Below are 22,392 nucleotides of genomic sequence, written 5' to 3'. Positions count from 1 at the left end.
GCTCGCTCGATTCAATCTCTTCAAAAACGGAACTATCTTCATGAAATCTCATGCAAAAGCGGTTGTCATCGGCGGCGGCGTCGTCGGCTGCTCGGTGCTCTACCATCTGGCCAAGGCCGGCTGGACCGACATCATGCTGATCGAGCGCTCGGAGCTCACCTCCGGCTCGTCGTGGCATGCGGCGGGCGGCTTCCACACGCTCAACGGCGATCCCAACGTCGCCAAGCTGCAGGCCTATACGGTGCAGCTCTACAAGGAGATCGAAGAACTTTCCGGCCAGTCCTGTTCGCTGCACCTGACCGGCGGCGTGATGATGGCCGACACGCCCGAGCGCATGGACTTCCTGCGCCTTGCCCACGCTAAGGGCCGCTATCTCGGCATGGACACCGAGCTGATCACGCCGTCAGAGGCCAAGGCGATGTTCCCGCTGATGGACGAGACGAATTTCGTCGGCGCCATGTGGGATCCGGTCGAAGGCCATCTCGACCCTTCCGGCACCACCCACGCCTACGCCAAGGCGGCCAGAAAGCTCGGCGCCGAGATCGTGCTGCGCAACCGCGTCATCGAGCTGACGCAGGAAGTCGACGGCACTTGGAACGTCGTCACCGAACAAGGCACGGTCCAGGCCGAGCATGTCGTCAACTGCGGCGGCCTGTGGGCGCGCGAGATCGGCCGCATGGTCGGTGTCGAGCTGCCGCTGCTGGCCATGGAGCACATGTACCTCTTGACCGAGCCGATGCCGGAGGTCGAGGAATTCAACAGGTCGACCGGCCGCGAGATGATCGGCGTGATGGACTTCAAGGGCGAAATCTACACCCGCCAGGAACGCAACGGCATCCTGCTCGGCACCTATGAAAAGGCCTGCCAGCCGTGGTCGCCGATCAACACGCCGTGGGATTTCGGCCATGAGCTGCTGCAGCCCGACATCGACCGCATCGCGCCGTCGCTCGAGATCGGCTTCAAGCATTTTCCCGGCATCGAGAAGGCCGGTATCAAGCAGATCATCAACGGTCCCTTCACCTTCGCACTGGATGGCAACCCGCTGGTCGGCCCGGTGCAGGGCCTGACCAATTTCTGGTGCGCCTGCGCCGTAATGGCCGGTTTCTCGCAGGGTGGCGGCGTCGGGCTGGCATTGTCGAACTGGATGGTTCATGGCGATCCCGGCTTCGACGTCTGGGGCATGGACGTGGCGCGCTTCGGCGAATGGGCGACGCTGCGCTACACCAATGCCAAGGTGCGCGAAAACTATTCGCGCCGTTTCTCCATCCGCTTTCCCAACGAGGAATTGCCGGCCGCGCGCCCGGCGCAAACGACGCCACTCTACGACACGATGCTGGCCAAAAACGCCGTCATGGGCGATAGCTGGGGCCTCGAAACCCCGCTCTGGTTCGCACCGAAAGGCACGGAGCCGAAGGACATCGTTTCCTTCCATCGCTCCAACGATTTCGGGCCGATCGGCGAGGAAGTGCGTGCGACCCGCGAGAAGGTCGGCGTCACCGAGATCGCCAACTTCGCCAAATACGAAGTCTCCGGGCCGGCAGCCGAGGATTTCCTCAACCGGCTGATGACCAACCGCATGCCGAAGACCGGCCGCATCGTGCTGACCCCAATGCTCAACGAATTTGGCAGGCTGATCGGCGACTTCACCATCGCCAAGGCGGGTGAAGAGCGCTACATGATCTGGAGCTCGTCGGCGGCGCAGAAGTACCATATGCGCTGGTTCGAGAAGCACCTGCCGAAGGATGGTAGCGTCCGCATTCACCGCTTCGACCAGACGCTGGTCGGCTTGTCGATCGCCGGGCCGAAATCACGCGACCTGCTGCAGAAGCTGGTCGATGTCGACATCTCGACCAAGGCTTTCCGCTTCATGGACTTCCGCGAGATGGCGGTCGGCGGCGCGCCCTGCATGGTCAATCGCATTACCTATACCGGCGACCTCGGTTACGAGATCTGGATGGCGCCGGCATACCAGCGCCTCGTCTACAAGGCGATCAAGGATGCCGGCGAAGAGTTTGGCCTCGTCGATTTCGGCATGCGCGCCCTGCTCTCGATGCGACTGGAGAAGAATTTCCCGACCTGGTTCCGCGAACTGCGCCCGATCTACGGGCCGTTCGAAGGCGCGATGGACCGCTTCGTCAAGCTGGAGAAGAACGACTTCATCGGACGCGAAGCGGCAGCCAGGGAGCAGGCAGAAGGGCCAAAACTGCGCCGTGTCTCTTTCATCGTCGATGCCGCGGACGCCGATGTCATGGGCGACGAACCGATCTGGGCCAAGGTCGGCGGCAAGGACTACGGCACAGTGGAAAAGCCGCACGGCTATGGTGCGCCGCGTTTCGATACGGACGGCAAGGAAGTGCGCGGCTCCAGGGCCGCGGAAGGCGCTTCGGCCGTGCGCGGCATCGTCGATGGCGACTGGCGCGTGGTCGGCTGGGTCACCTCCGGCGGCTATGCCCATTACGTCCAGAAATCGATGGCGCAAGGCTATGTGCCAGCGGCGTTAGCCGGGGAAGAGAGCGCCGGACTGTTCGAGATCGAAATCCTCGGAAGCCGGCGTCCGGCCCGCATCAATGTCGAGCCGCCTTTCGACCCGAGCGGCGAGAAGATGCGGACCTAGAGCACCGCACCCAAAGGCCTGCCCTCCGGCCCGGCCCGGGGTGCGACCGATTTTGGAGAAGCCCGATGCTTAACCAAAAAGCTAGAACGGCGGTACGATTCGACTTGAAGCCCGCCGCCCCGGAAGCGATCAGGGCTGCCACATTGTGCGGGGCACGGTCTTCGTGCTAGCGGAGCCGGCGGCAATTGGCACGGGCGATGAGAACTCGTTGAAGTATTCGATGAAATGGGACGAATGGCTTGCCGAGAGCAGGATCGGCCCCTTCCCGGCGGCGATCGTCATGGTCGCCGCTTATTTGGCCTTGCAAACCGTCATATTGTCCATTCTGGCCACTTGGGCAGGAACTGGCGTCGGCGTCGATGACGCGGAGCAACTGATTTATCTTCCATATCTTTGGGCCGGATATGGCGGCTCGCAACCGCCTCTCTATACATGGATCAACTGGCTGGCCGCGCAAATTTTCGGCACCAATATTTTCACGCTGAAGCTCGTCAAATACTCCGTGCTGTTCCTCGCCGCCTGCAGTGTGTTCGCCGCCATGCGGCGGTTCGGCTACACGAAAGCGACGGCAGCGGCGGCCATGCTCGGACTTTTCACAATCCCGCAAATCGCCTGGGAATCGCAGCGGGCCTTGTCGCATTCGGTCGCCGTTGTCGGCTTTTGCGCACTGCTCCTGCTCGCGATGGCTAATCTGATCGAGCGGCGAAGCGTGATCGCCTATGCGGTGTTTGGCTTGGCAACGGCTGCGGCAATTCTTGCCAAATACAACGACGTATTCCTGGTGTTAGCCCTTGTTGCGGCGGTGTTGTCGCTGCGCGAGTTGCGCGGCGCGATCCTCGATCCGAAATTCGCAATCAGCGTTGCCGTCGCGATATTGGTGCTGGCGCCAACCACATATTGGAGCCTCATGCATCCTGCCGATTTGCTGGCGAGAGGCGAGAAGTTCGGAATAGACCTACAGCAGCCGCGCATGACGGCCGCGGCCACCGGCGCCGGCAAGTTTATCATGGGGACCTTCAATTTCGCTGTCTTGCCGGTGTTCGTTTCCGCGCTGGCTTTCGCGCTGACGGGGTTTCGTTTCTTCGAGCGTCACCCCAAAGCTCCGGCCAGGGAAGTTCTCTTGTGGCGTACCTTGGCGCTCGGCTTGGCCATGCTGGCGACACTAGTGCTGGCCACCGGCGTGACCGAGGTCAAGGCCCGTTGGCTGGTGCCGGTCCTGATCATCTTGCCGCTGGCGATGGCCGCCTATATGGAACGGCTTTCACCACGCGGCAGGGACGCCCAGCTCCTGGTGATCGCGGCCGGAGCGGTCATCGCCGTTCTGCTCGCGCCCGCCACTTGGTACTTCCAGATCAACGGGACCAGTGGTCTCTCGCGGATGATCCGGGTGGATTACCCGGCCCTCTATCGCCAGCTGACTGCCGACGGGCCGGTGAAAACCGCAATATCCGACGGTGCATGGGTCGGAAATCTGCGGTTGGTCGACGAAAAATTGGTCGCGCTTGACCAGGAAGTGCCGAATTTCGACAGGCTGGTGCAAGAGCCGGCTGTACTCGTCTGGCTCGACCGCGACGATCCGCTGCCGGTCATTTTGGAGCAGCTCAAAAAAGCCGGCTATGAGCCGGACGGCCAACCAAGGCAAATCATGGTTCCGCTATTGCCTAGCACGGACAGGCCTGCCCGGCCCGGCGCCTACATAAGATTGAAGAAAACGGCTGCGGAAAAAGCCACAGCGCCCGACGGAGGCGTTAGCAAAGGAGCCGAGGGTGGACAGGAACCCGACTGATCGACCTCCTCGTCATCGCAAGATCATGCCGTTCGAGCCGGACGAAGCGGGCTCCACCGAGGTGTTGCGCCTGAAGTCGCGGCAGAAGGCCGCTGAGCTCAACCAGCATGTGCTTGGCTATGGCGCACTGGCGGAAGCCGAGTGGCACGCCGCCGGCATTGCTGCCCCCAACCTGCCTGCCATGCGTCAATACCGGCTCGACCGCATCCGCGCCGAGCTGAAGCGCCGCGACTATGCAGGAGCCCTGCTCTACGATCCGATTAACATCCGCTATGCGACCGACTCGACCAACATGCAGCTCTGGGTCGCGCACAACCCGACAAGGCATTGTTTCGTTGCCACCGAAGGCCCGGTGGTGCTGTTCGACTATTTTTCGTGCGAGCACCTTTCCGACCACTCCGGCGTGGTCGACGAGGTGCGGCCGGCAGTGTCGTGGATGTATCTCTACAGCGGCGAGTTGACCAAGCAAAAGGTCCGCCGCTGGGCTGCCGGCATCGCCGATCTGGTGAAAGAGCATGCCGGCGGTATCAGTCGTATCGCCGTCGATCACATCAATACCGAAGGCGTCGAAGAACTCGCCCGCCTCGGCATCTCGATCGGCAATGGCGAGGCGCTGATGGAAAACGCTCGTCTGATCAAATCGCCCGACGAAATCCTGGCCATGCACCGGTCGATCGTCGCTTGCGAGGCGGCGATGGGCGAGATGGAAGCAGCATTGCGGCCAGGCATTTCCGAAAACGAATTGTGGGCCGAACTCCACCGCGGCAACATTGCGCGTGGTGGGGAATGGGTCGAAACCCGGCTTTTGACGTCAGGCCCGCGCACCAATCCGTGGTTCCAGGAATGCTCGTCGAGAACGATCGAAGCCGGCGATCTCGTCGCTTTCGATACCGACCTGATCGGCCCTTATGGTTTCTGCGCCGACCTGTCGCGCACCTGGCTCTGCGGCGACACCGAGCCGTCTAACGAACAACGCGACCTGTTTCGCATCGCCGCCGACCAGATCGCCCACAACACCCGCCTGATGCAGCCGGGAATGTCCTTCCGCGACCTTGTCGAACGCTCGGCGGTGCCGCCCGGAGATTGTTTCCCGACGCGCTACGGCGTGCTCTATCACGGCGTCGGCCTGGCCGACGAATACCCGACGCTGCCGCATGCGATCGACTGGACTGAAGACACGCCCGACGGCGTGCTTGTGTCAGGCATGGTGCTTTGCGTCGAGAGCTATATCGGCCGGCTTGGCGGTCACGAGGGTGTCAAGATCGAGGAACAGATCCTGATCACCGAAACCGGCAACGAGCAGCTTTCGAACTATCCGCTCGACGAGCGGCTGCTCGGCGGCTGATTGTTTTTATGCGAGCGCCGCGACAGCCTCGCGCAACGCCACCACGATTTTCTCCGGTGTCGATCTGGCGGTGATGAACGGCAGGCCCTTGCGCCGCCTTGTCCAGCCGACCACCGCCACCGCTTCCGCTGCAGGCTCGAAGCGCTGCGCCAGCGCCAAGCTCAGGCAATCGATGGCGGCGATATCGGCCCTGCCCTCGGCAATTGCGACGATCGAGGCACGGTGGCCACCGCTTTCGCTGCGCTCAGAGAAGATTTCGAGGCTTTCGCCCAGCGCCTCCAGGTCACGCGTCAGCCCGACGATGCCCGACATGGAATCGAGGCTGTTGAAGGTAAAGTGCTTGCCACGCAGGATATCGAGCGGGATGAGAGGGCTGCCGTCGGCCGGTGAGCCAATCGATGGCGCTTCACCTGCCCGCATCACGATGGCGCTCGAATAGAGTTCGCCCTGCCCGCCTTCGAAAGCATCGTAGCTCGGCTGGCCGATCACCTGGACATGCTCCGACAGGCCGGTCTCCATCGGGCCCCAGCAGGTCTGTGCGAACAGCAGCGCCGGATGCAGCCAGAGGCCATGAAAATCCAGTTCGCCCGGCGGCAGCGTCGCCGGATCGGGCGCGATGACCTTTCCGGCGGCGTCGCGGATGCCGCCTTCCACAGGCCGTAGATCGGCATTGAAGCGAGCGATGGTCTGCGGCGCGTCGATGCCTTTTTGCCGGAAGGCATCACGCAGCCGCGCCCATTGGGCATCGACCTCGCTCCGCATTTCGGGCCAGTCGTACATCGGCAAGGCGGCAACGAAATCGCTCATGCCGGGATTTTGATCGTTACGCTGAGAAACTGACGAGACCATTGACGCGCACCTGGGCATCGCCGCCGGAGATGCCACAAAATTCATTCTTTCGGCGGCTCGGCGGGCACCGGCGCACTGCCAAGCCCATTGAGGCTGCGCGCTCTGACGCGCGGCTTGAACGCCCGGCCCGGTTCCGGCGTGCGCCGCAGCACCGGGTGGACGATCGGCTCCTTCGCCTTGAACGCATAAGCCTTGAGAAGCGCCAAATAGTTCGGATAAGCGTAGCCATTGTTCATCCGCAGCCACTCGTCACGGCGCTCGCGAAACAGCTTCGGCAGCCGGTACCAAGCCACCGTCGGGCTCTTGTGATGGACGAAATGCAGATTGTTGTTGAGGAACAGGAACGACAGCGGCGAACGCTCGACGATCACCGTGCGGCCTTCCGGATGCTCCGACCATTGGTGCTCTGCGAAGGTGCGGATCGAGATCAGCGATTGGCCCAGCCACACCGGAACCAGGATGTAGAGCCATAGCGGGATGCCGAAGCCGAACTGCACGACCGGCAGCACCACGGCGAGGCCGACGGCGTGCAGCAGCCATGCCTTTCGGATCATCTTGTCGCCGGCGAGCACCTGCTTGGCATCGTCGATGAAGAAGCCGATGCACGACAGCCATGGGCCGAGAATGAGACGGCCGATCATAGTGTTGTTGATCTTCAGCAGGAACTTCATCGCCGGCGGCAATTCGTCATGGTGCCACAGCGCCTTGTAGTAGCTTTCAGGATCGTCAAGCGGATCGGTCAGCCGTTCGTCGGCATGATGGCGCAGATGAATGGTCTTGAACCGACGGAACGGCCAGACGAGACCGATCGGCAGGAAGACGAAAGCTTCGTTGAGCTGCGCATTGCGAGTCGGATGGCCGTGCAGGACTTCGTGCGCCAGCGAGGATTGCAGCGCGGCCATCAAGGCCAGAACGACGAGCGCCAGCAGCGGATAGGACGGCCACAGGAATAGGCCGGCTGCAAGCCAGGTGCCGTAACAGAAAAACGCGAGAAACACGGTCGGCCATTCGATGGCCGGTGCATTGCGTCGTCTGTTATTCATGCTCGTCATGGATCGACCACTGCCCTTCCAGTCGCCGGAATCGTTTTGATTCCTGACAGCATTCTGTCAGGAGCATCGAGATGCCGCAACGCGACAAGGCGCACAAAATGTTGCGATTGCGCATTTTTAGCCGCAGGCGTTATATATTGTAAACGAACTGGAGGATTCATTTACGCCTAAACTGCCACTTTATCGGATTTGGCGGATTTTTTTCCTCCCAACGGCCGGAATGACGATATGGACAAACGCGACCTATCGACGATCTTCCGGGAGCGCCTGAAAATGCTCCTGACACGATCCGACTTGAACCAGTCCGCTTTCGCGACGGCGGTGGGCATCGATCGTTCGGCGCTTTCGCAGCTGCTGTCCGGCGCCTCGACACGCCTTCCCCGCGCCGAAACGCTGCTCAACATTGCCGCCGAATTCAAAGTGTCGCTCGACTGGCTGCTCGGCCTCAGCCAGGACGAAGGCGTCACCGGTGAAATCCGCGAGAGCCTGGAGATCGAGGAAGCGCCCGACGGTTTCGACCGCACGCTGCTGGCCAGATGGCATGCCGAGGCCGCCGGTACGAAAATCCGTTACGTGCCGGCCGGCATTCCCGACCTTCTGCGCACCGAGGCGCTCGTCGAATACGAGGCTGGTATCGCCAACAAGAGCCGCGAGGCCCAGGCCGGTGAGACGCAGTACCGCATCGACTACAACCGGCGGCCGGAAACCGACATGGAAGTTTGCATGCCGCGCCACACGCTGGAGATCTTTGCGCGCGGACTGGGCGTCTGGGACCGTTTTCCTGAGGCCGACCGCCACCAGCAGCTTCTTCACATGGCGACGCTGCTCGACGACCTTTATCCCACCTTCCGCCTGTTTCTCTATGACGGACGGATGCGCTACTCGATTCCCTACACCATATTCGGGCCCTATCGTGCCGCCATCTATGTCGGCGACATGTATCTGGTGCTGAACGCGACCCAGCCAGTTCGCACGCTGACCAGCCATTTCGACAATCTGATCCGCGCCGCCGACATCAACGCGCATGAGGCGGCCAGCTTCATGCAAAGGCTGGCGGAGATGCGATTTTGACGGCTTGTCTATCGCGCCGGCATTGACGCCATATAAAGATTTCTTTATATCCTTATCTTGACAAAGAATCCCCGGAAGGCGTATTTCCAATGACCAATCCAATTGACGCGCTGCTTGCTGAGAAGGGCGTTCTGCTTGCCGATGGCGCCACCGGCACCAATCTGTTCGCCATGGGGCTAGAGGCCGGCGAGGCTCCAGAGTTACTGAACGAGACGGCGCCGGACACCATCACCAGTCTGCACCAGAACTTCGTCGATGCTGGCGCTGACATCATCCTGACCAACTCCTTCGGCGGCACCCGCCACCGGCTGAAGATGCACCATGCGCAAGGCCGCGTGCTTGCTCTGAACAAGCGCGCCGCCGAGATCGCCCGCGCTGTCGCCGATAAAGCCGGCCGCAAGGTCATCGTGGCGGGCTCGGTCGGCCCGACCGGCGAGTTGCTGGTGCCGCTCGGCGCGATGACCTATGACGAGGCGGTCGAGGCCTTTGCCGAACAGATCGAGGGCCTGAAAGCCGGCGGCGCCGAAGTCGCCTGGATCGAGACCATGTCTGCGCCGGACGAAATCCGCGCCGCAGCCGAAGCCGCGATCCGCGTCGGCTTGCCCTATACCTACACCGGCTCCTTCGACACCGCCGGCCGCACCATGATGGGGCTGTTGCCGAAGGACATCCACGGCGTCGCCGATGGCTTGTCGCAGGCTCCGCTCGGTGTCGGCGCCAACTGCGGCGTCGGCGCCTCCGACATCCTCGCTTCGCTGCTCGACATGACCGAGGCGAAGCCGGAGGCCACAGTGATCGTCAAGGGCAATTGCGGCATTCCGGAATTTCGCGGCGCCGAGATCCATTATTCCGGCACGCCCGAACTGATGGCCGACTATGTCAGGCTGGCCGTCGATGCCGGCGCAAAGATCGTCGGCGGTTGCTGCGGCACCTCGTTCGCCCACCTCGCCGCAATGCGCAAGGCGCTCGATGCGCATACCCGGTCGGATCGCCCGAGCATCGAAAAAATCGTCGAGCGCATCGGCCCGATGCGCAACAAGCAGGCGACAGTCAACACCGTCGAGACCAGCGAAGCCCGCCGCGAGCGCCGGCGTAGCCGCGCCTGACAAATGTTGAAAAAGGCCGGCAAGGTTTTCCTCGCCGGCCTGTCTCACCCGCCCGTGTGTCGGTTACCCGTATCAGGACGATTCCATCTGAGGAAACCGGCCGTCATCACCATTACCGGTTACCGCCGAGCGCCGAGGCAAGGCGCATTAGCGAGAGGAACTCGGACCGGTACCCAAACGGGTCGGCTCCCCGAGCGGCAGTGGCAATCTCCATGATCTTGTCATAGCCGAATTTCGCGGTCGCATCCTCGTCGCGCAGCTTCTGGCCGAAGGCCGCTACGGCAATGGAGAAGCGCTGGTCGGTGCTGGCCAGGTCGAAATCAGCCACTTCGTTGGCTGATGTCACCGGCGTAGTGATCAGCTTCGAGGCATCCTCGTTCGGCAGTTTGTAGCGGATTTTCACGAAGGCATATTCGTCGGCATTGGCGACGCCGCCATTGTTCACTGCAGCCTGGCCGTAGCGCAGCGGATCGATTTGCTCGCCGCCGTTGCCTTTCGGCGTGATCTCGTAGATCGCAGTGACCGAATGGCCGGAGCCGATCTCGCCGGCATCGACGCGGTCGTTGTTGAAATCCTCGCGATTCAAGGCGCGGGTCTCGTAGCCGATCAGCCGGTATTCCGAGACTTTTTGCGGGTTGAACTCGACCTGGATCTTCACGTCCTTGGCGATGGTGAACAGCGTCGAGGACGCATCCTCGACCAGCACCTTCTCCGCCTCGGCCAAAGTGTCGATATAGGCGGCGGTGCCGTTGCCGTTCTGGGCGATGGTCTGCATCATCTGATCGTTCAGATTGCCGCGACCGAAACCGAACACCGACAGGAACACGCCGGTCTTACGCTCCTTTTCGATCAATCGCTTCAGATCGTCGTCGTCGGTCTGGCCGACATTGAAGTCGCCGTCCGTGGCGAGCATCACGCGATTGATCCCGTCGTCGACAAAGGATTTCTGCGCCAGCCTGTAGGCTTCCTTGATACCCGCCTCGCCGGCCGTGCTGCCGCCGGGCGCCAACGTGTCGATGGCATTGAGAATCTTGTCCTTCTCCGAAACCTTCGTCGGCTCCAGGACAGTGCCGGCATCGCCCGCATAGGTGACGATCGAAACCGTGTCGTCGGGCTTCAATTTGTTGACCAGAAGCCGGAAGGCGGACTGCAAGAGCGGCAACTTATCCTGCTCGTTCATCGAGCCCGACACGTCGATCAGGAAGACCAGATTGGCCTTGGGCTGCTCGGCCGGCTTCGCGTCGAAACCTTTGATGGCGACATGCATCAGCCTGGTGTGCCCATTCCATGGCGTTGGCATGACGCTAACGGTCGAGTTGAACGGCGTCGAGGCGGTCTCAGGACCTTTCCAATCATAGGGGAAGTAGTTGATCATCTCCTCGACGCGGACCGTGTCGGCCTGCGGCAGGAAACCTTCCTTCAGCGAACGCCGCACGAAGGAATAGGAGGCCGTGTCGACATCGATCGAGAAGGTCGAGACCGGGTCTTCGAGCGCGGCACGCACCGGATTGGTCTTGAAATCCTCGATGCGGTCGCGGTTTTGCTCCGGCAGCGGCACCTGATCAGCCGGTCCGGTCGAAGGCTGAGCCATCAACTTGGATTGGGCCACAGTACCGGGCACACGGCCAACCCGCGCGGCGCCATCGGCTGCAGGAGCCGCGGTACTTGAACCGCCAGCCAGCGCCTCGCGAGGCGAGGGCTCGGGCGCATTGCGAGCCAGCATATCCTGCTGCACCAGGCCACCCATCGCGTTCGATTCGGGCTTCGGCGGCGATGCCGGCGCGACAAGCGCCTCGGCTGCGTCGCGGCTTTCGGCGTCGGCTTTCTTCCGGTTGTCGGCCTCGGCTACGGTGAGCGGTCTCACTGTTGGCGGCGCATTGGCCACCGGTTTGTCGGCCAGCGTTTCCGTGATCTTCTCGTCCCCACCGGAATAGAACGGCTGCTCCTGCAGCAGATAGATGGTGGCGTATCCGGCGATCGGCAGGGCGACGAGCCCGGCAATGGCCGGGGTAGCAAAGAGTTTCTTTTGCATGATTTCGCTCCCGAGCTTTTGTGCTCGCTCTGTGAGACGAAGCCCGTTCGCCGATCCTTGGGCTGCAGGTGAAGTTTTTTCGTCCAGGTCGTAGGCCCGCATGGCGGCCTCGAAGGCACGCGTCTTGGCGTCGGTGCCCGGTGCCGGCGTTGCGATGTCGCGCAGCCTGTTGAGTTCGTTGTCGTCGACCATGATTACACTTCCCCGGCTGAAAGCATGAGCGTCTTCAACCGTTTCTTCGCTTCATGGATGTGCCAGGAAACCGTCGTCTCCGAGATGCCCATCGCTTCGGCGGCGGCTGCGTGGCTCAGCCCTTCGCCATAGACGAGCAGCACCGCGTCGCGCTGCTTGTCCGGGAGCATCCGCACCGCCGCCCAAAGCGCCTCGGCCGGATCTTCGGGCTCGACCGGAGCTTCTCCCGAGATCCGCTCGTAAGCGCCGTAGGCTTCGGTCTTGGTCGTCTCGCGGACGGTCTTGCGCATCATGTCGCGCGCTGCATTCAGCGTCATGGTGTAGAGCCAGGTGGTGAAGGCGCCGTTGCCACGATAATCGCGGATCGCCCGGCCAAGCCGGACGCAAACTTCCTGGGCGATATCCTCGGCATCGGCCTTTTTCCCGCACCAGCGATAGGCGGCGCGATAGACGAAATCATAGTGCCTTTCGAGCAATGTGCCGAAAGCCCCCCTGTCTCCGCCCTTCGCCCGCCCGATCAACTCGGCGTCGGAGGCTTCGCTTTCATCCAGCATCAGCGCCATCATTTGCCTGTTGGACGAAGGCTAATGGCGATTCCTTGGGATGATGGAAGAAATTTTTGGCAGGCGGTCACATGACGACCATCTGCGCCCTACCCTAGCGTCTCCGTGAACAGCGTCGTCAGCCGCTTCCAGTGGCGCTCGGCGCCGGTTGCATCGAAGGCGCTGTGGTCCGGCACGCACCAGTCATGCGCCATACCGGCATAGTTCTCGATGACATGGTCGACTTCAGCCGTGCGCAGCGCTTCGGCCAGCCGTGCCGACTGCTCCGGCGGGAAATTTCTGTCCACGCCCGCAGTGCCGACATAGACCCGCGCCTTGATCGACGCAGCCTTCCGGTGCGGGCTGTCGGCGGCATCGCTCGCCAGATTGCCGCCATGGAAACTGGCCGCGGCAATGATGCGGTCGGGATAGGCCGCAGCGGCGTTCAGCGCCCGCGCTCCGCCCATGCAATAGCCGACGGCGCCGACCGGTCCGGTCACGCCTTCGGCATCGAGCGCATCGAGGAAAGCGCCGCTGTCGCGGATGGTCATGTCCTGTGTCGTGCCGCTGAGGAGACCTGTGATGGCAGCCTTGCGCTTCTCGTCACTGAATGCGGTCTTGGCCTCGAAAGGGCCGTAGGGCGCGTTGCGGTAGAAAAGGTCCGGGACCAATACCGCGTAATTGTTGCCTGCAAGCCGTTCCGCCATCTGGTCGAGCGCCGGCCGCGGGCCAAAAGCGTCCATATAGAGGAGCGGCCTTGGCCGGGGCTGCCGAGCGGAATAAACCGGCTTTTGCCAAGCCGTCGCTGGTTTTGATCTGAATGTCCCGCTTCGCCATCACCCACTCCTTCCGATTGTCGTGCGATACATATCCACGCAGGCCAACAGGCAAGTCGCAATGAGGCAACCTCATGCAAAATTTCGTGCGGCATTCGGCGACGCTACAGACCCGCGAACGCGGCCATGTGGAAGGCCTGAACCTGTGGTGGATAACAGTAAGCCGCCCCGTAGGGACAGGCGTTGCGGTCGAGGCAGCCGCCGGTTCGGCAAGGCGCGCCGTTTTGCCCACGCACATGCGCCAGACAGGTTTCGTGCGCGAAACCATCCGCAGAATAAGCGTCGACCGGACAGGATTTCAGGCAAGGTTTGTCGACACATGTGTCGCAAAGGTGAATCACGCCGCGGGGTTCGTGAAGCGCTATTTCGACCTCGAACAGCAGCGCGCCGCGATAGGCGTGCCAGAGTCCGTATTGCGGATGCATGAGGATGCCGAGCGGCGACGGCCGCAACCCCTCCGCCCGCATCGCCCATTGCTGGAACGGCAGATACGGTCTGTCGGACGGAGACACGGCACGCGCGCCGAAGTCGTTCGCCACCCCGCCGATCACTTCGCGAGACCATGTATCGAGCGGATTGGCGACGGCCTGTGATTGGCTTTCTTTCCAGCGCAGGAAATGCGGCCATGGCGCGGCGCCCGCCTGCCCCACCAGCAGCACGGATCTGGCGGCACCGCCAGAGAGGCCGGAAGGCGTTTCCTCGCCGCCTGCAAAATTGAAACCGCCGCGCAAGGTGAGGCCGTGAGCGGAAAGCGCTGCCGCGATGGTTTCGATCATGCTGCGCTCAAGGATCATCCCTTCCTGTCCGGGTCGGAGAAGGCGCTCCGCCAGACTTCCTTATGATGTGTGTTGCGCGTGATCATGCGTGATTTGACGTGAGGTCGCTTCGTCCTGAAACCCTTATAGCGCAAGGCGTTGCCTATTCAAGGGTGAGATTGCGTGATATCGCGTGCTTGAACGTGTGACGTTTTGAACTGGGAAAGGAACTGGGGAATGGCACGACCACAAAACCTTCTGACAGCCAAGCAGGTAGCCTCCGCGACGTTGAAACGAGGCTTAGTCGCCGATGGCGGGAATCTGTATCTGAACGTGGGCGGGCCGGGATCGAGATCATGGGTCGTCCGTATAAAGGTGCAGGGCCGGGAACGGGATATCGGGATCGGCTCGTCGGCTGACGTCACCTTAGCTCGGGCTAGGGAGATTCGCGACACGATCAAGGCCTTGGTAGCTAAGGGAGCCGACCCACTTTCATATCGAGGGGAAGCCGGGACGACGTTCGGTGAGGTCGCCAAGGAATGTCTTACCGAACTGGCCAAGGGCTGGAAGAATGATCGCCTCAAGACTCGCTGGGAGCAAATCCTGGCCGAGCCTTACGCGAAGACCCTGTCGGGGATCGACGTGGGCACAGTCGGCGTTCAGGACGTGCTGGCCGCGCTGAAACCTGTCTGGCAGACCAAGCCGACGACGGCCAAGTTCTGGCGGGGAATGATCGAGCGCGTCCTTAGTTGGGCGATGGCTCATGGGCACCGCGACGCCGACAAGGCCAACCCTGCCGATTGGCGTGGCGTCCTCCGACACCTGCTGGCTGCGCCGAAGCGTGGGGGAAATTGGGCCGCTATGCCCTTCGCCGATGTTCCGGCTTTCTACCAGTCTTTGACGGCCAAGGGCATGACATCGGCCCGCGTCCTTCAAATGATTCTGCTGACGGCATGCCGCAAGAACGAGATCGCCGAAGCCACGTGGAACGAGGTAGACTTCAAAGCCTGCACGCTGACCATTCCGGCTTCCCGCATGAAGGGAGGGCTTGCTCACGTCGTCCCGTTGACCCGCCCTGCCCTCGACATTCTCAAGGCGCAGCTTGCCAAGCGTTCGAACTCGACCGACCTGATATTCCCGTCCGATTTCATTCCGACACAGCCCTACGAAGGCTCCAACATCAACCGGCTGTTGGCGAAGCCCTTCACAGTCCACGCGACGGCCCGATCCTCGTTCCGCGACTGGGCCGGCGACTGCACCGAGTTTCCGCGCGACGTGGCCGAGATGTGCCTGGCTCACCGTGTCGGCAACGCCACCGAGCTAGCTTACCGTCGGAGCACAGCCCTTGAGCGTCGAGGGGCGCTTATGAAGGCATGGGCCGACTACCTGACAGCAATAGACTGCCAGACGGTCGCTGCCCACTAGGGGCACACTCGATCACAGGGTCGGCGTGACGCGGTTTCCTCGTCGCAACGTGCAACGATTACCCTTCCCGACAAACGCACAATGCTTCGTTCAATTGCCGGCGGCGCCTGTCTATGGATTCAGCATTGCCTCAAGAGCCTCTCGGCTAAGTTTGGGGATCGAATCTCCTAGCTTTTCGAGCAACTTTCCGTAGAACGATTTGACATCGTTATCCGCCATTATCATACCCACCTGGCCATTATTGCAGGCAATATTAATCAAATCCTCGAATTCTTCAGGCGTAAACAACTCGAATTGGGAAAGTTTGGCTATGGCCATGTGCGTTGAATAAAAACTTCCACTTAAGCCTAGCCTTTGTATCTCAGTCTTGCGCTCCTGTTCTTTAACCAATTGAATGTTTTTTAAATGAACACCAAAGAATGTTGATAGTTTTGGATAAGAAAATAGCTTTCCATTTTTCTTCGTCTCCCACTCGTAAGATAGAAAATAGTGTGGTCCGTCGGGGTAAAGGGGCGAAGCAAAATCGCCATCGGCTGATACAAGATGTAAATCCCCCTTGTCAGGCACAGCCTTGAGAAGGCATTCCCAATTAATTTGGTCCCCGATAGTGACGGAGCTTTTGCCCGGAGGATTCCCCCGGCGCATACGTTCTATCGCAAGCGCATAAATTTCTTGCCCGGCATCATAGTTCTTTGCTATTTCAAAGAGCTCTTTTATCAGTTTGTCTGCAGGCAAATCCCTGTTTTTAGCGTCGTTCTCGACCTTCTCCAGGAGATCATTGTGAAGATTTCCTGCCTCTTTCAGCGCCGATTTGAGTTGCTTAAATTCGTCATACTCGCGCACGAACGCCGGGGGTTTACCGCGCCAATTCGGCTGGTAAAAGTCTTTCAGAGCATCCTTGATTTTAATCTCACGGTTCCGTGCGAATTCATCCCGCAGCTGACTGGTGGTCCAAAGAATGACCGTACCGTCCTTCAAAGCATCAACCAGCTTATGAAGCTCTTTTATATCCTCATCCGTCAGGTGATAAAAACTGAGAAGGACGTTTGTATCGATAAAAAGGTTAATCTCGGTCATCTAGCGCCACCGACTGTTTCCGAAGACAGTCTCGGCTACTTTCTGCCATGGTGAAAGTCCTACCCCGGTTATCCCCCAACTGTTTTCGCATATAATAAACAGTGTGCTGTCGAGCCCTCCGCAATTCGTCATCAATGATTGCGTCCACGGCGCAAGGCGTTGTGGCGAAACGATTTGCGCTTAGGCGTCCGGCGCGGTTCCCAGTTTAGTGCCCAGTTGATGGCGCGGCGGCTCGGTTCATTGGTCTAAGTGGACACGGGCATGTCATGCGCCACTGGCGGCTGCGAAAGGCGGAACATTTGACGCTGGTCTGGTAGGCGCATTGATGCCACCGCCCACCGACTTTTTTAGGCATCGAAATCTTGCGGGGACTGCGGGGACTTTGTGGGGAATGTCCTAGGCATGGTCCCCGCACCGCAAAGTCATGGTTGCCAACGGGTCGCCTTCATTTGCGGGGACTGCGGGGACTTTTTGAATGCAAATGTGAAATAGTAGAAAAGGGGGTCTGCCTGTTCACGTCAATGTCGCGTGAGGGAAAACAGGTCCCCGCGTCCCCCCAGTCCCCCCATTCATCCTATTCCTGCCGTCCTCCGTTGAACGCGAAAGATTGCGCTCTTATCGCGCGTCTCGCCGATTCTGATGACTTCAAGCTCGCGCATCTCAGAACGATCAGCCCCCAGGACACCGAGGCGCATACCAAGACTCTGCTTATAGTGATGCAGCGATCGGCGATTTTCATGAGGTACCCATGCCAGAATCGCGTCGATCAGAGCCGGGTGTGCGGCCACGCTTTTCGGCGGAAAAGAGTCGCCAGCCATTGTGCCGCCATTGGTCATAAGCTGCATCCGCTCGATCAGCTGCCCGGTTGTGAAACCGTCATCACCGAAAACGTCATGGATCATGATCAGAGCGCCGCCGACGGTCGTTACCTCGGAGTTTCCTGTTCGAAGGCGGAAAGTTGTCTCGCACGGGTCCGGCATTCCGAGCCAGACGATAGGTTCTCGAACCATTATCACCCAACCGCCAAAACCTTCATACCCGCGCAGCATCGCAACCCGTGTCCACGCTGCATCTGCTGCGCCGAAGCGCTCAAGCCGCTCGGCTGTCGCCCATGCCTCACCGGCTTCATACGCCTTCCTGATAGCCCGGGCATTTGCGTAGGCACGGGTGATGACGTGGCAGGCGCGAACAAACCTCGGGCGATCCCGTTTTGCCAATGCCCGGGGATCATACCAAGAGCCAGAATGGCGCTGGCGAATGTGGGCGAATAGCGTCCGCCGGGCGACCTCGCCGACGATCTGGAGCCCGACGCCATTCATAAGAATAGTCACCAGTCCTGTGGCGCAGCCCTTGAACCCTTGGGCGTAGAATACCCGAACCTCCTTGCTCGGTTCGGTGATCACTGTGTTGAGATCTGGCTCATTGCCGATCTTCACGCCCTGCTTCACGTTGTTGAACGACCAGATATTGCGCGAACTTATGAGGGCGCTGTCTATGATTAGCTCCTGCTTGTCGGCGCGGGTCGCCCAGTCCATGGGCGACATCGGCTCACCGTTCGCCACCATGATCGCTGTACCGTCGGCGATGGACTTTCCTGCGCCGCTTGCGCCCGAGGTGGCGTGCATCGGGGCGTTGCCAAAGCCGGAGCGAAGCGTGGTCGTCATGATCTTCGATATGCCTACGGAATGCGAGAACGTGTCGCCGATCCGTTCCGGGTCGTCGGGATCATAGTACGGTGTCGGGGCGATCAGTTCCCGCAAATCATGCAGCGCGCTTTGTGCCGCTGCAAAGTCAACACCGTCGGGTATCGCCCCGATTGTCACGAACTCGGCAGCACTAAATTCCGAGTAGACACCGGTATCGGGATCATACCCCGGCGCGGTCACGCTTATCGGGCGGCCATCCGTTCCGCGCTTCACCGATGGAGCAGAAAGAACCCCAGCCAGCGGCCGGAAATTCCACTTGCCTACACGCTCTTGGATGATCGTCTCGGCGACTGATTTTGGTGGACGCGGCATCTGCTGCCATTCATATCCGACCACATGCTTTGCAGCCCCCCTGCCCTCAGTGATTTCCTTCAGCACGAAGAAGACAAAGCCGACCTCGATCTCGCGATATAGCATGGGCTCGCTGAGTTCGATTGTGCCGGTTCGTTCATAGCTGGCGTGGTCGTGAATGTCGGCGACACGCCCGATCTGCATTGGCTTTCCGGCACGGAGAAAACCTTTCACTTCGGGACTTAGGGCAAGCAGTTTTTCTATGCGCTCGGCAATCGACTGGTGCCGGTTCGGGTTGTACTTGATCGCGAAGCGCGCATCGCCTGACGCCTTCTTAGGCGGTTCGACGGAAAAACCGTTGACCACATCACCGTGGACCGCGTCATCGGTTTTCAGCGGGTCGTGCTGTTCTGCAGCCTCGCGCGCCGCCTGCTCGATTGCGGCAATCGGCTGCGGCTGAACCTTCTTGGTCTCCGGTGCAGGCGGTGGCGTCCACGCCGGCAAACCCGTCACATACTGGTCCCAGTCATCGGGATCGGGCGTCGCCGGTCCTAACGGTCTGTCAGCGGGCGGCGTGAGCACGGGTTCGGGCGCTGGCGGAGGAGCCGGAGCTTTCAACGGCCGACAGAAGCCGGGAATTCTCGGGTCTGGTTCGAACAAGGCTGGATCGGGATGCCTGTTCCCGCAATTAGGGCACGGCTTAATGGCTGCGTCGGACATCACAGGGCGTTCCTCGCTGCTGTTCGGTATCAGCGCGAGTGACCACCCAAGGGGTTCGAAGATCGCAGGATTGTGGAATCGCCGACAAGGGCGATGGGCGGACTATGCTGCCGGCACTCATGGCCGTCAACCATAGTGATTTGAACGGTCGGCATCTTCGTGTCGGTCGGCGGGCGCGGATCGCAGGTTGCTGGCTCGTCGCTGCCCTCCACCATAGCGACGCGATACCCAGGAGCCATCCACCCTACCCATGCGCTAAGGATGCCCAATCCTGCCCTACGTGTCCGTCCCGTATAGAACGCGACTAACGTTGCCATCGGGATGCCGGTGGCTTCGCAAAGCTCAACCTTGCATTCGGACGGCAATCGTCCGGCAACAGTTCGAACTCGATCCTGTAATTCGTCAGGGTTTCTAGAAGCTTTCATCCACTGTATTACCTCTTTGCTTACACAGGTCATTGTTTATCACCTCGGTTTGTCGAATTTATACGCGCAACGATACGCGAACACATTGACATTTGCAATCGTAATGACATACGATAACTGCATTAATCATCAGGTGCCCCCGCGAATGACCACGTTTCGACAGAAGTATAGTTTCGCGCAGGCGTTAATCCTGCATCTATACAATAACCCAAACAAACTATTCGCACGGACGCGGCTTGTTCCTCTCATTAGGGCAACAGCTCCACAAGGATCGAAGACATTTCCGCGGGCTGTCGTCTGTCATCGCATGCTCCGCGACATGCCGAACGTGCCGTTCACCGGCTTGCCGATTTCATGGTTTGCCGTGCCGCCGAAATACGGCAGCAGCCTACCCACAAGGTATTTCGGCTGGATCGGCGAGCCGGGTTTGCCGGCATCGGCCCCGCCCGAACTCGCGGCGATCCTCTCCCGTGCCGAGCAGGAAAAGCGAACGACGGATCAGGTCCGCGACATACAGCGCGCCGTGAACCGTTCCACGCCGAACCGGTGGAACGATTTAGGCATCTTGTGGGCCGACGTACCAGAACGTCATCCCGTCGCTGCTGACCCGACGCTTCTCGAACTACGCTCAGCACCGTTTGCGGCTGAGTGCTGCATGACGCGCTCGGCTGTTCTGCAGGGCCGTCCATGCAATCGCTTTCAGGCCGTTGACCGTATCCTTGGCCGGCTCTGGCGAAACGGCGAATGCGTCAACCTTCTAGATGCTATCGACGCCGGGATATCTCGCGCCGACGCGCTCTGGGTTCTCACAAAACTGATGTACTACCGGACCGATCTGCGCGATCAATACACCGCTTGGCGCAAGCAGGTTCGCAGCAGCCGGACGCTGACAGTCGCATGATCTACCAGCCGCACCTCGCGCCGCTGTACGCGATCCGCACATGGATCACTCACCGCGACGGCATCCCGCGACACTTCAAGGGCTACGAGGTGGACGGCAACGATCCTGACAATCACCTGTCCGTCGATGAAGCGATGAGCCGCGTGAAGGGCTGGCCGACCGTCCATAGTGGAGCCGGCTTCGTGTTCTCGGCGGATCACCCTTTCATCGGGATCGACGTCGATCTCTATAAGCTCACGCCCGATCACCCAAACTACGCCCGCGTGACCGACATCGTTGAGCGCTGCAAGCGCACCACCTATTGGCAATACTCGCCGTCCGGCAAGGGCTTCCACTTCATCTTCAAGGTGCGGGACAAGCCGTTCACGAAGGTGCAGGGCCTGCTCGGTTGCATCGAGATTTTCGCGACGGTCGGATACTTCCGAATGACGGGGAATGCTCCTGACCCGCGACCGATCGCCGATCTTGAATGGCCCGACGAATGGGTGGCCAATGCGACGCCCGTGTCCACAGTGTACACCTTCCAGTCAGACCTAAGCGGCCTTGAAGAAATCAAGGCTCGCGTCGCCCGCAAGTACGCGGCGAGCAGGTACGAGGCCGAGCGCGACATCTTCACACCCGAGGCAGGGCAGGCGCTGTACCGTCGCTGTGGTAGTCGTCACGCGGCGGACATGGCGTTTGCGCAGGCCGTCGCCGTCATCACGTATGACGTTGATATCTTCATGGCACTGCACCGCATGACCGGCCTCGCAGCGATCGAGTTCAAGGGCGGGGGCGATCCCAAGAAGGCGGAGTACAAGAACCAGCACGCTGAACGGTATGTGGCGAAGGCGTTCGGCAAAGCTGTCGGCGCGGTTCAGAAAATGCGGGCCGGTTACGCTGTGGACACGGGGATGGTCATACCTAAGCTCACTCGCGCCGAGGTGAATGCCGAAAAGGCGCGAGCGCTTGAGGAAGCTGACAAGGCATTGAGGGCATTCGATGCGACCTTGGTCAAACCCCGTCACCCATGACACGCCGATCCGCTAAGTGGCGGTTCACAGCCATCGCAAATTCGGTAATCCGTTCAGCGTAGCGAGAGAATGACGGGGTTGCAGCGCAAACCCGCTGATAGTCCATCTCTTGCCGGGCTTTTGAATCGAAGATCGAATACCGGATAGTTTGGGGACCTGATTTTTCGCCCGCCCATACGGTGCCATGGGCGAGGACGTTCCGTCGGCTGTACAGTATACCACCCTTGTTCTTGATTGCGTTCCATTCTGCGAGGAGGGCCGCGTCATTCAAAACGAGACGCCCAACCATGTGGTCTAGAAGATCCATGCGTCCGCGAAAGTTGGTCGAAGAGTAGAATACGTTGCCAAGGATAAAGTACCCTTCGCCCGTGGGTTTCCCTATGCCGCCGCCCGAGATCGCGCAGAGAACGAGACGGCAAAACAGATCACAGAAGGCATCTTCAACCCGGCTCCATTGCGTAACTGCGAGGCCGATCGCTTCATAGAACTCGGATGGTGTATTAGGCTTAGGCATGTCGGCACCCCCAAGGACAACGATAGCGACAACGCTGGGCGGAGTCAGGCACTAAAAGAAGGACAGCCGCGTCAGGGGTCTCCTCGACGTGTGATAGGGCGCGTACTCACCAGAGGGAACCCGTGAGGTCGTTCAGTCAC

16 protein-coding genes and 1 pseudogene are annotated in these 22,392 nt (G+C 60.5%); 8 read left to right on the top strand and 9 right to left on the bottom strand.

Translation table 11 applies throughout. The features are described 5' to 3' along the window. Positions 1 to 40: 40 nt before the first annotated feature. The 3 genes from CIT31_RS32720 (at position 41) to CIT31_RS32710 (ending at position 5,745) form a co-directional block, all read left to right on the top strand. A complete protein-coding gene (locus CIT31_RS32720) occupies positions 41 to 2,614 on the top strand; it encodes a GcvT family protein (protein ID WP_095521940.1) in 2,574 nt (857 codons plus the stop codon). Between the two features lie 208 nt (positions 2,615 to 2,822). Then, positions 2,823 to 4,400 (top strand): ArnT family glycosyltransferase, encoded by a 1,578-nt coding sequence (locus CIT31_RS32715; RefSeq protein WP_133116251.1) that lies wholly within the window; start codon positions 2,823 to 2,825, stop codon positions 4,398 to 4,400. 25 nt (positions 4,401 to 4,425) lie between these two features. Next, positions 4,426 to 5,745 (top strand): M24 family metallopeptidase, encoded by a 1,320-nt coding sequence (locus CIT31_RS32710; protein ID WP_095521938.1) that lies wholly within the window; start codon positions 4,426 to 4,428, stop codon positions 5,743 to 5,745. Positions 5,746 to 5,751: 6 nt separating this feature from the next. Here the strand turns inward: CIT31_RS32710 and CIT31_RS32705 are convergent, their stop codons facing one another. After that, on the bottom strand, positions 5,752 to 6,552 hold the full coding sequence (locus tag CIT31_RS32705) for a phosphate/phosphite/phosphonate ABC transporter substrate-binding protein (RefSeq protein ID WP_095521937.1): 801 nt from the start codon (positions 6,550 to 6,552) through the stop codon (positions 5,752 to 5,754). 83 nt (positions 6,553 to 6,635) lie between these two features. Further along, on the bottom strand, positions 6,636 to 7,637 hold the full coding sequence (locus tag CIT31_RS32700) for a fatty acid desaturase (protein WP_425350691.1): 1,002 nt from the start codon (positions 7,635 to 7,637) through the stop codon (positions 6,636 to 6,638). A gap of 237 nt (positions 7,638 to 7,874) precedes the next feature. Here CIT31_RS32700 and CIT31_RS32695 point away from each other — a divergent pair, with 237 nt between their 5' ends. Both CIT31_RS32695 and bmt read left to right on the top strand, forming a co-directional pair. Next, positions 7,875 to 8,717 carry a helix-turn-helix domain-containing protein gene (locus CIT31_RS32695; protein ID WP_095521936.1) on the top strand — a complete coding sequence of 281 codons (843 nt, stop codon included), beginning with the start codon at positions 7,875 to 7,877 and terminating at the stop codon, positions 8,715 to 8,717. Positions 8,718 to 8,806: 89 nt separating this feature from the next. Next, entirely contained in the window at positions 8,807 to 9,823 is a 1,017-nt protein-coding gene (bmt, locus tag CIT31_RS32690; RefSeq protein WP_095521935.1) for a betaine--homocysteine S-methyltransferase, read from the top strand. Between the two features lie 112 nt (positions 9,824 to 9,935). Here the strand turns inward: bmt and CIT31_RS32685 are convergent, their stop codons facing one another. The 4 genes and pseudogenes from CIT31_RS32685 to CIT31_RS32670 all read right to left on the bottom strand — a co-directional run bounded on the left by CIT31_RS32685 (position 9,936) and on the right by CIT31_RS32670 (position 14,201). Further along, on the bottom strand, positions 9,936 to 12,047 hold the full coding sequence (locus CIT31_RS32685; RefSeq protein WP_095521934.1) for a vWA domain-containing protein: 2,112 nt from the start codon (positions 12,045 to 12,047) through the stop codon (positions 9,936 to 9,938). A gap of 2 nt (positions 12,048 to 12,049) precedes the next feature. After that, positions 12,050 to 12,610: an RNA polymerase sigma factor gene (locus CIT31_RS32680; protein WP_095522016.1), complete on the bottom strand. Its 561-nt coding sequence runs from the start codon at positions 12,608 to 12,610 to the stop codon at positions 12,050 to 12,052. Between the two features lie 89 nt (positions 12,611 to 12,699). Further along, a pseudogene (locus CIT31_RS32675) lies at positions 12,700 to 13,426 on the bottom strand (dienelactone hydrolase family protein). Positions 13,427 to 13,529: 103 nt separating this feature from the next. After that, positions 13,530 to 14,201 (bottom strand): hypothetical protein, encoded by a 672-nt coding sequence (locus tag CIT31_RS32670; RefSeq protein ID WP_245316546.1) that lies wholly within the window; start codon positions 14,199 to 14,201, stop codon positions 13,530 to 13,532. 216 nt (positions 14,202 to 14,417) lie between these two features. On the opposite strand from CIT31_RS32670, the gene CIT31_RS32665 reads away from it, so the two are divergent. Then, positions 14,418 to 15,605 (top strand): tyrosine-type recombinase/integrase, encoded by a 1,188-nt coding sequence (locus CIT31_RS32665; protein ID WP_095521932.1) that lies wholly within the window; start codon positions 14,418 to 14,420, stop codon positions 15,603 to 15,605. A gap of 111 nt (positions 15,606 to 15,716) precedes the next feature. Here the strand turns inward: CIT31_RS32665 and CIT31_RS32660 are convergent, their stop codons facing one another. Together CIT31_RS32660 and CIT31_RS32655 are read right to left on the bottom strand one after the other, a co-directional pair. Further along, on the bottom strand, positions 15,717 to 16,682 hold the full coding sequence (locus CIT31_RS32660) for a PIN domain-containing protein (RefSeq protein WP_095521931.1): 966 nt from the start codon (positions 16,680 to 16,682) through the stop codon (positions 15,717 to 15,719). Between the two features lie 569 nt (positions 16,683 to 17,251). Next, the gene (locus tag CIT31_RS32655) at positions 17,252 to 19,192 is read right to left on the bottom strand and encodes a hypothetical protein (protein ID WP_133116250.1); all 1,941 of its coding nucleotides are present in this window, start codon (positions 19,190 to 19,192) and stop codon (positions 17,252 to 17,254) included. Positions 19,193 to 20,152: 960 nt separating this feature from the next. On the opposite strand from CIT31_RS32655, the gene CIT31_RS32650 reads away from it, so the two are divergent. Together CIT31_RS32650 and CIT31_RS32645 are read left to right on the top strand one after the other, a co-directional pair. Then, the gene (locus tag CIT31_RS32650; RefSeq protein ID WP_133116249.1) at positions 20,153 to 20,725 is read left to right on the top strand and encodes a hypothetical protein; all 573 of its coding nucleotides are present in this window, start codon (positions 20,153 to 20,155) and stop codon (positions 20,723 to 20,725) included. Continuing rightward, positions 20,722 to 21,738 carry a hypothetical protein gene (locus CIT31_RS32645; protein WP_095521928.1) on the top strand — a complete coding sequence of 339 codons (1,017 nt, stop codon included), beginning with the start codon at positions 20,722 to 20,724 and terminating at the stop codon, positions 21,736 to 21,738. Before CIT31_RS32650 ends, CIT31_RS32645 begins: the two co-directional genes overlap by 4 nt. Here CIT31_RS32645 and CIT31_RS32640 read toward each other — a convergent pair. Then, positions 21,719 to 22,252 carry a hypothetical protein gene (locus CIT31_RS32640; RefSeq protein WP_095521927.1) on the bottom strand — a complete coding sequence of 178 codons (534 nt, stop codon included), beginning with the start codon at positions 22,250 to 22,252 and terminating at the stop codon, positions 21,719 to 21,721. The genes CIT31_RS32645 and CIT31_RS32640 overlap by 20 nt on opposite strands. Positions 22,253 to 22,392 lie beyond the last annotated feature (140 nt).

The sequence above is a fragment of the Mesorhizobium wenxiniae genome (assembly GCF_002284535.1).
GTDB classification, from domain to species: domain Bacteria; phylum Pseudomonadota; class Alphaproteobacteria; order Rhizobiales; family Rhizobiaceae; genus Mesorhizobium; species Mesorhizobium wenxiniae.
Note: the sequence above shows the minus strand (reverse complement) of the source record. Positions and strands in the feature narration are given on the sequence as shown.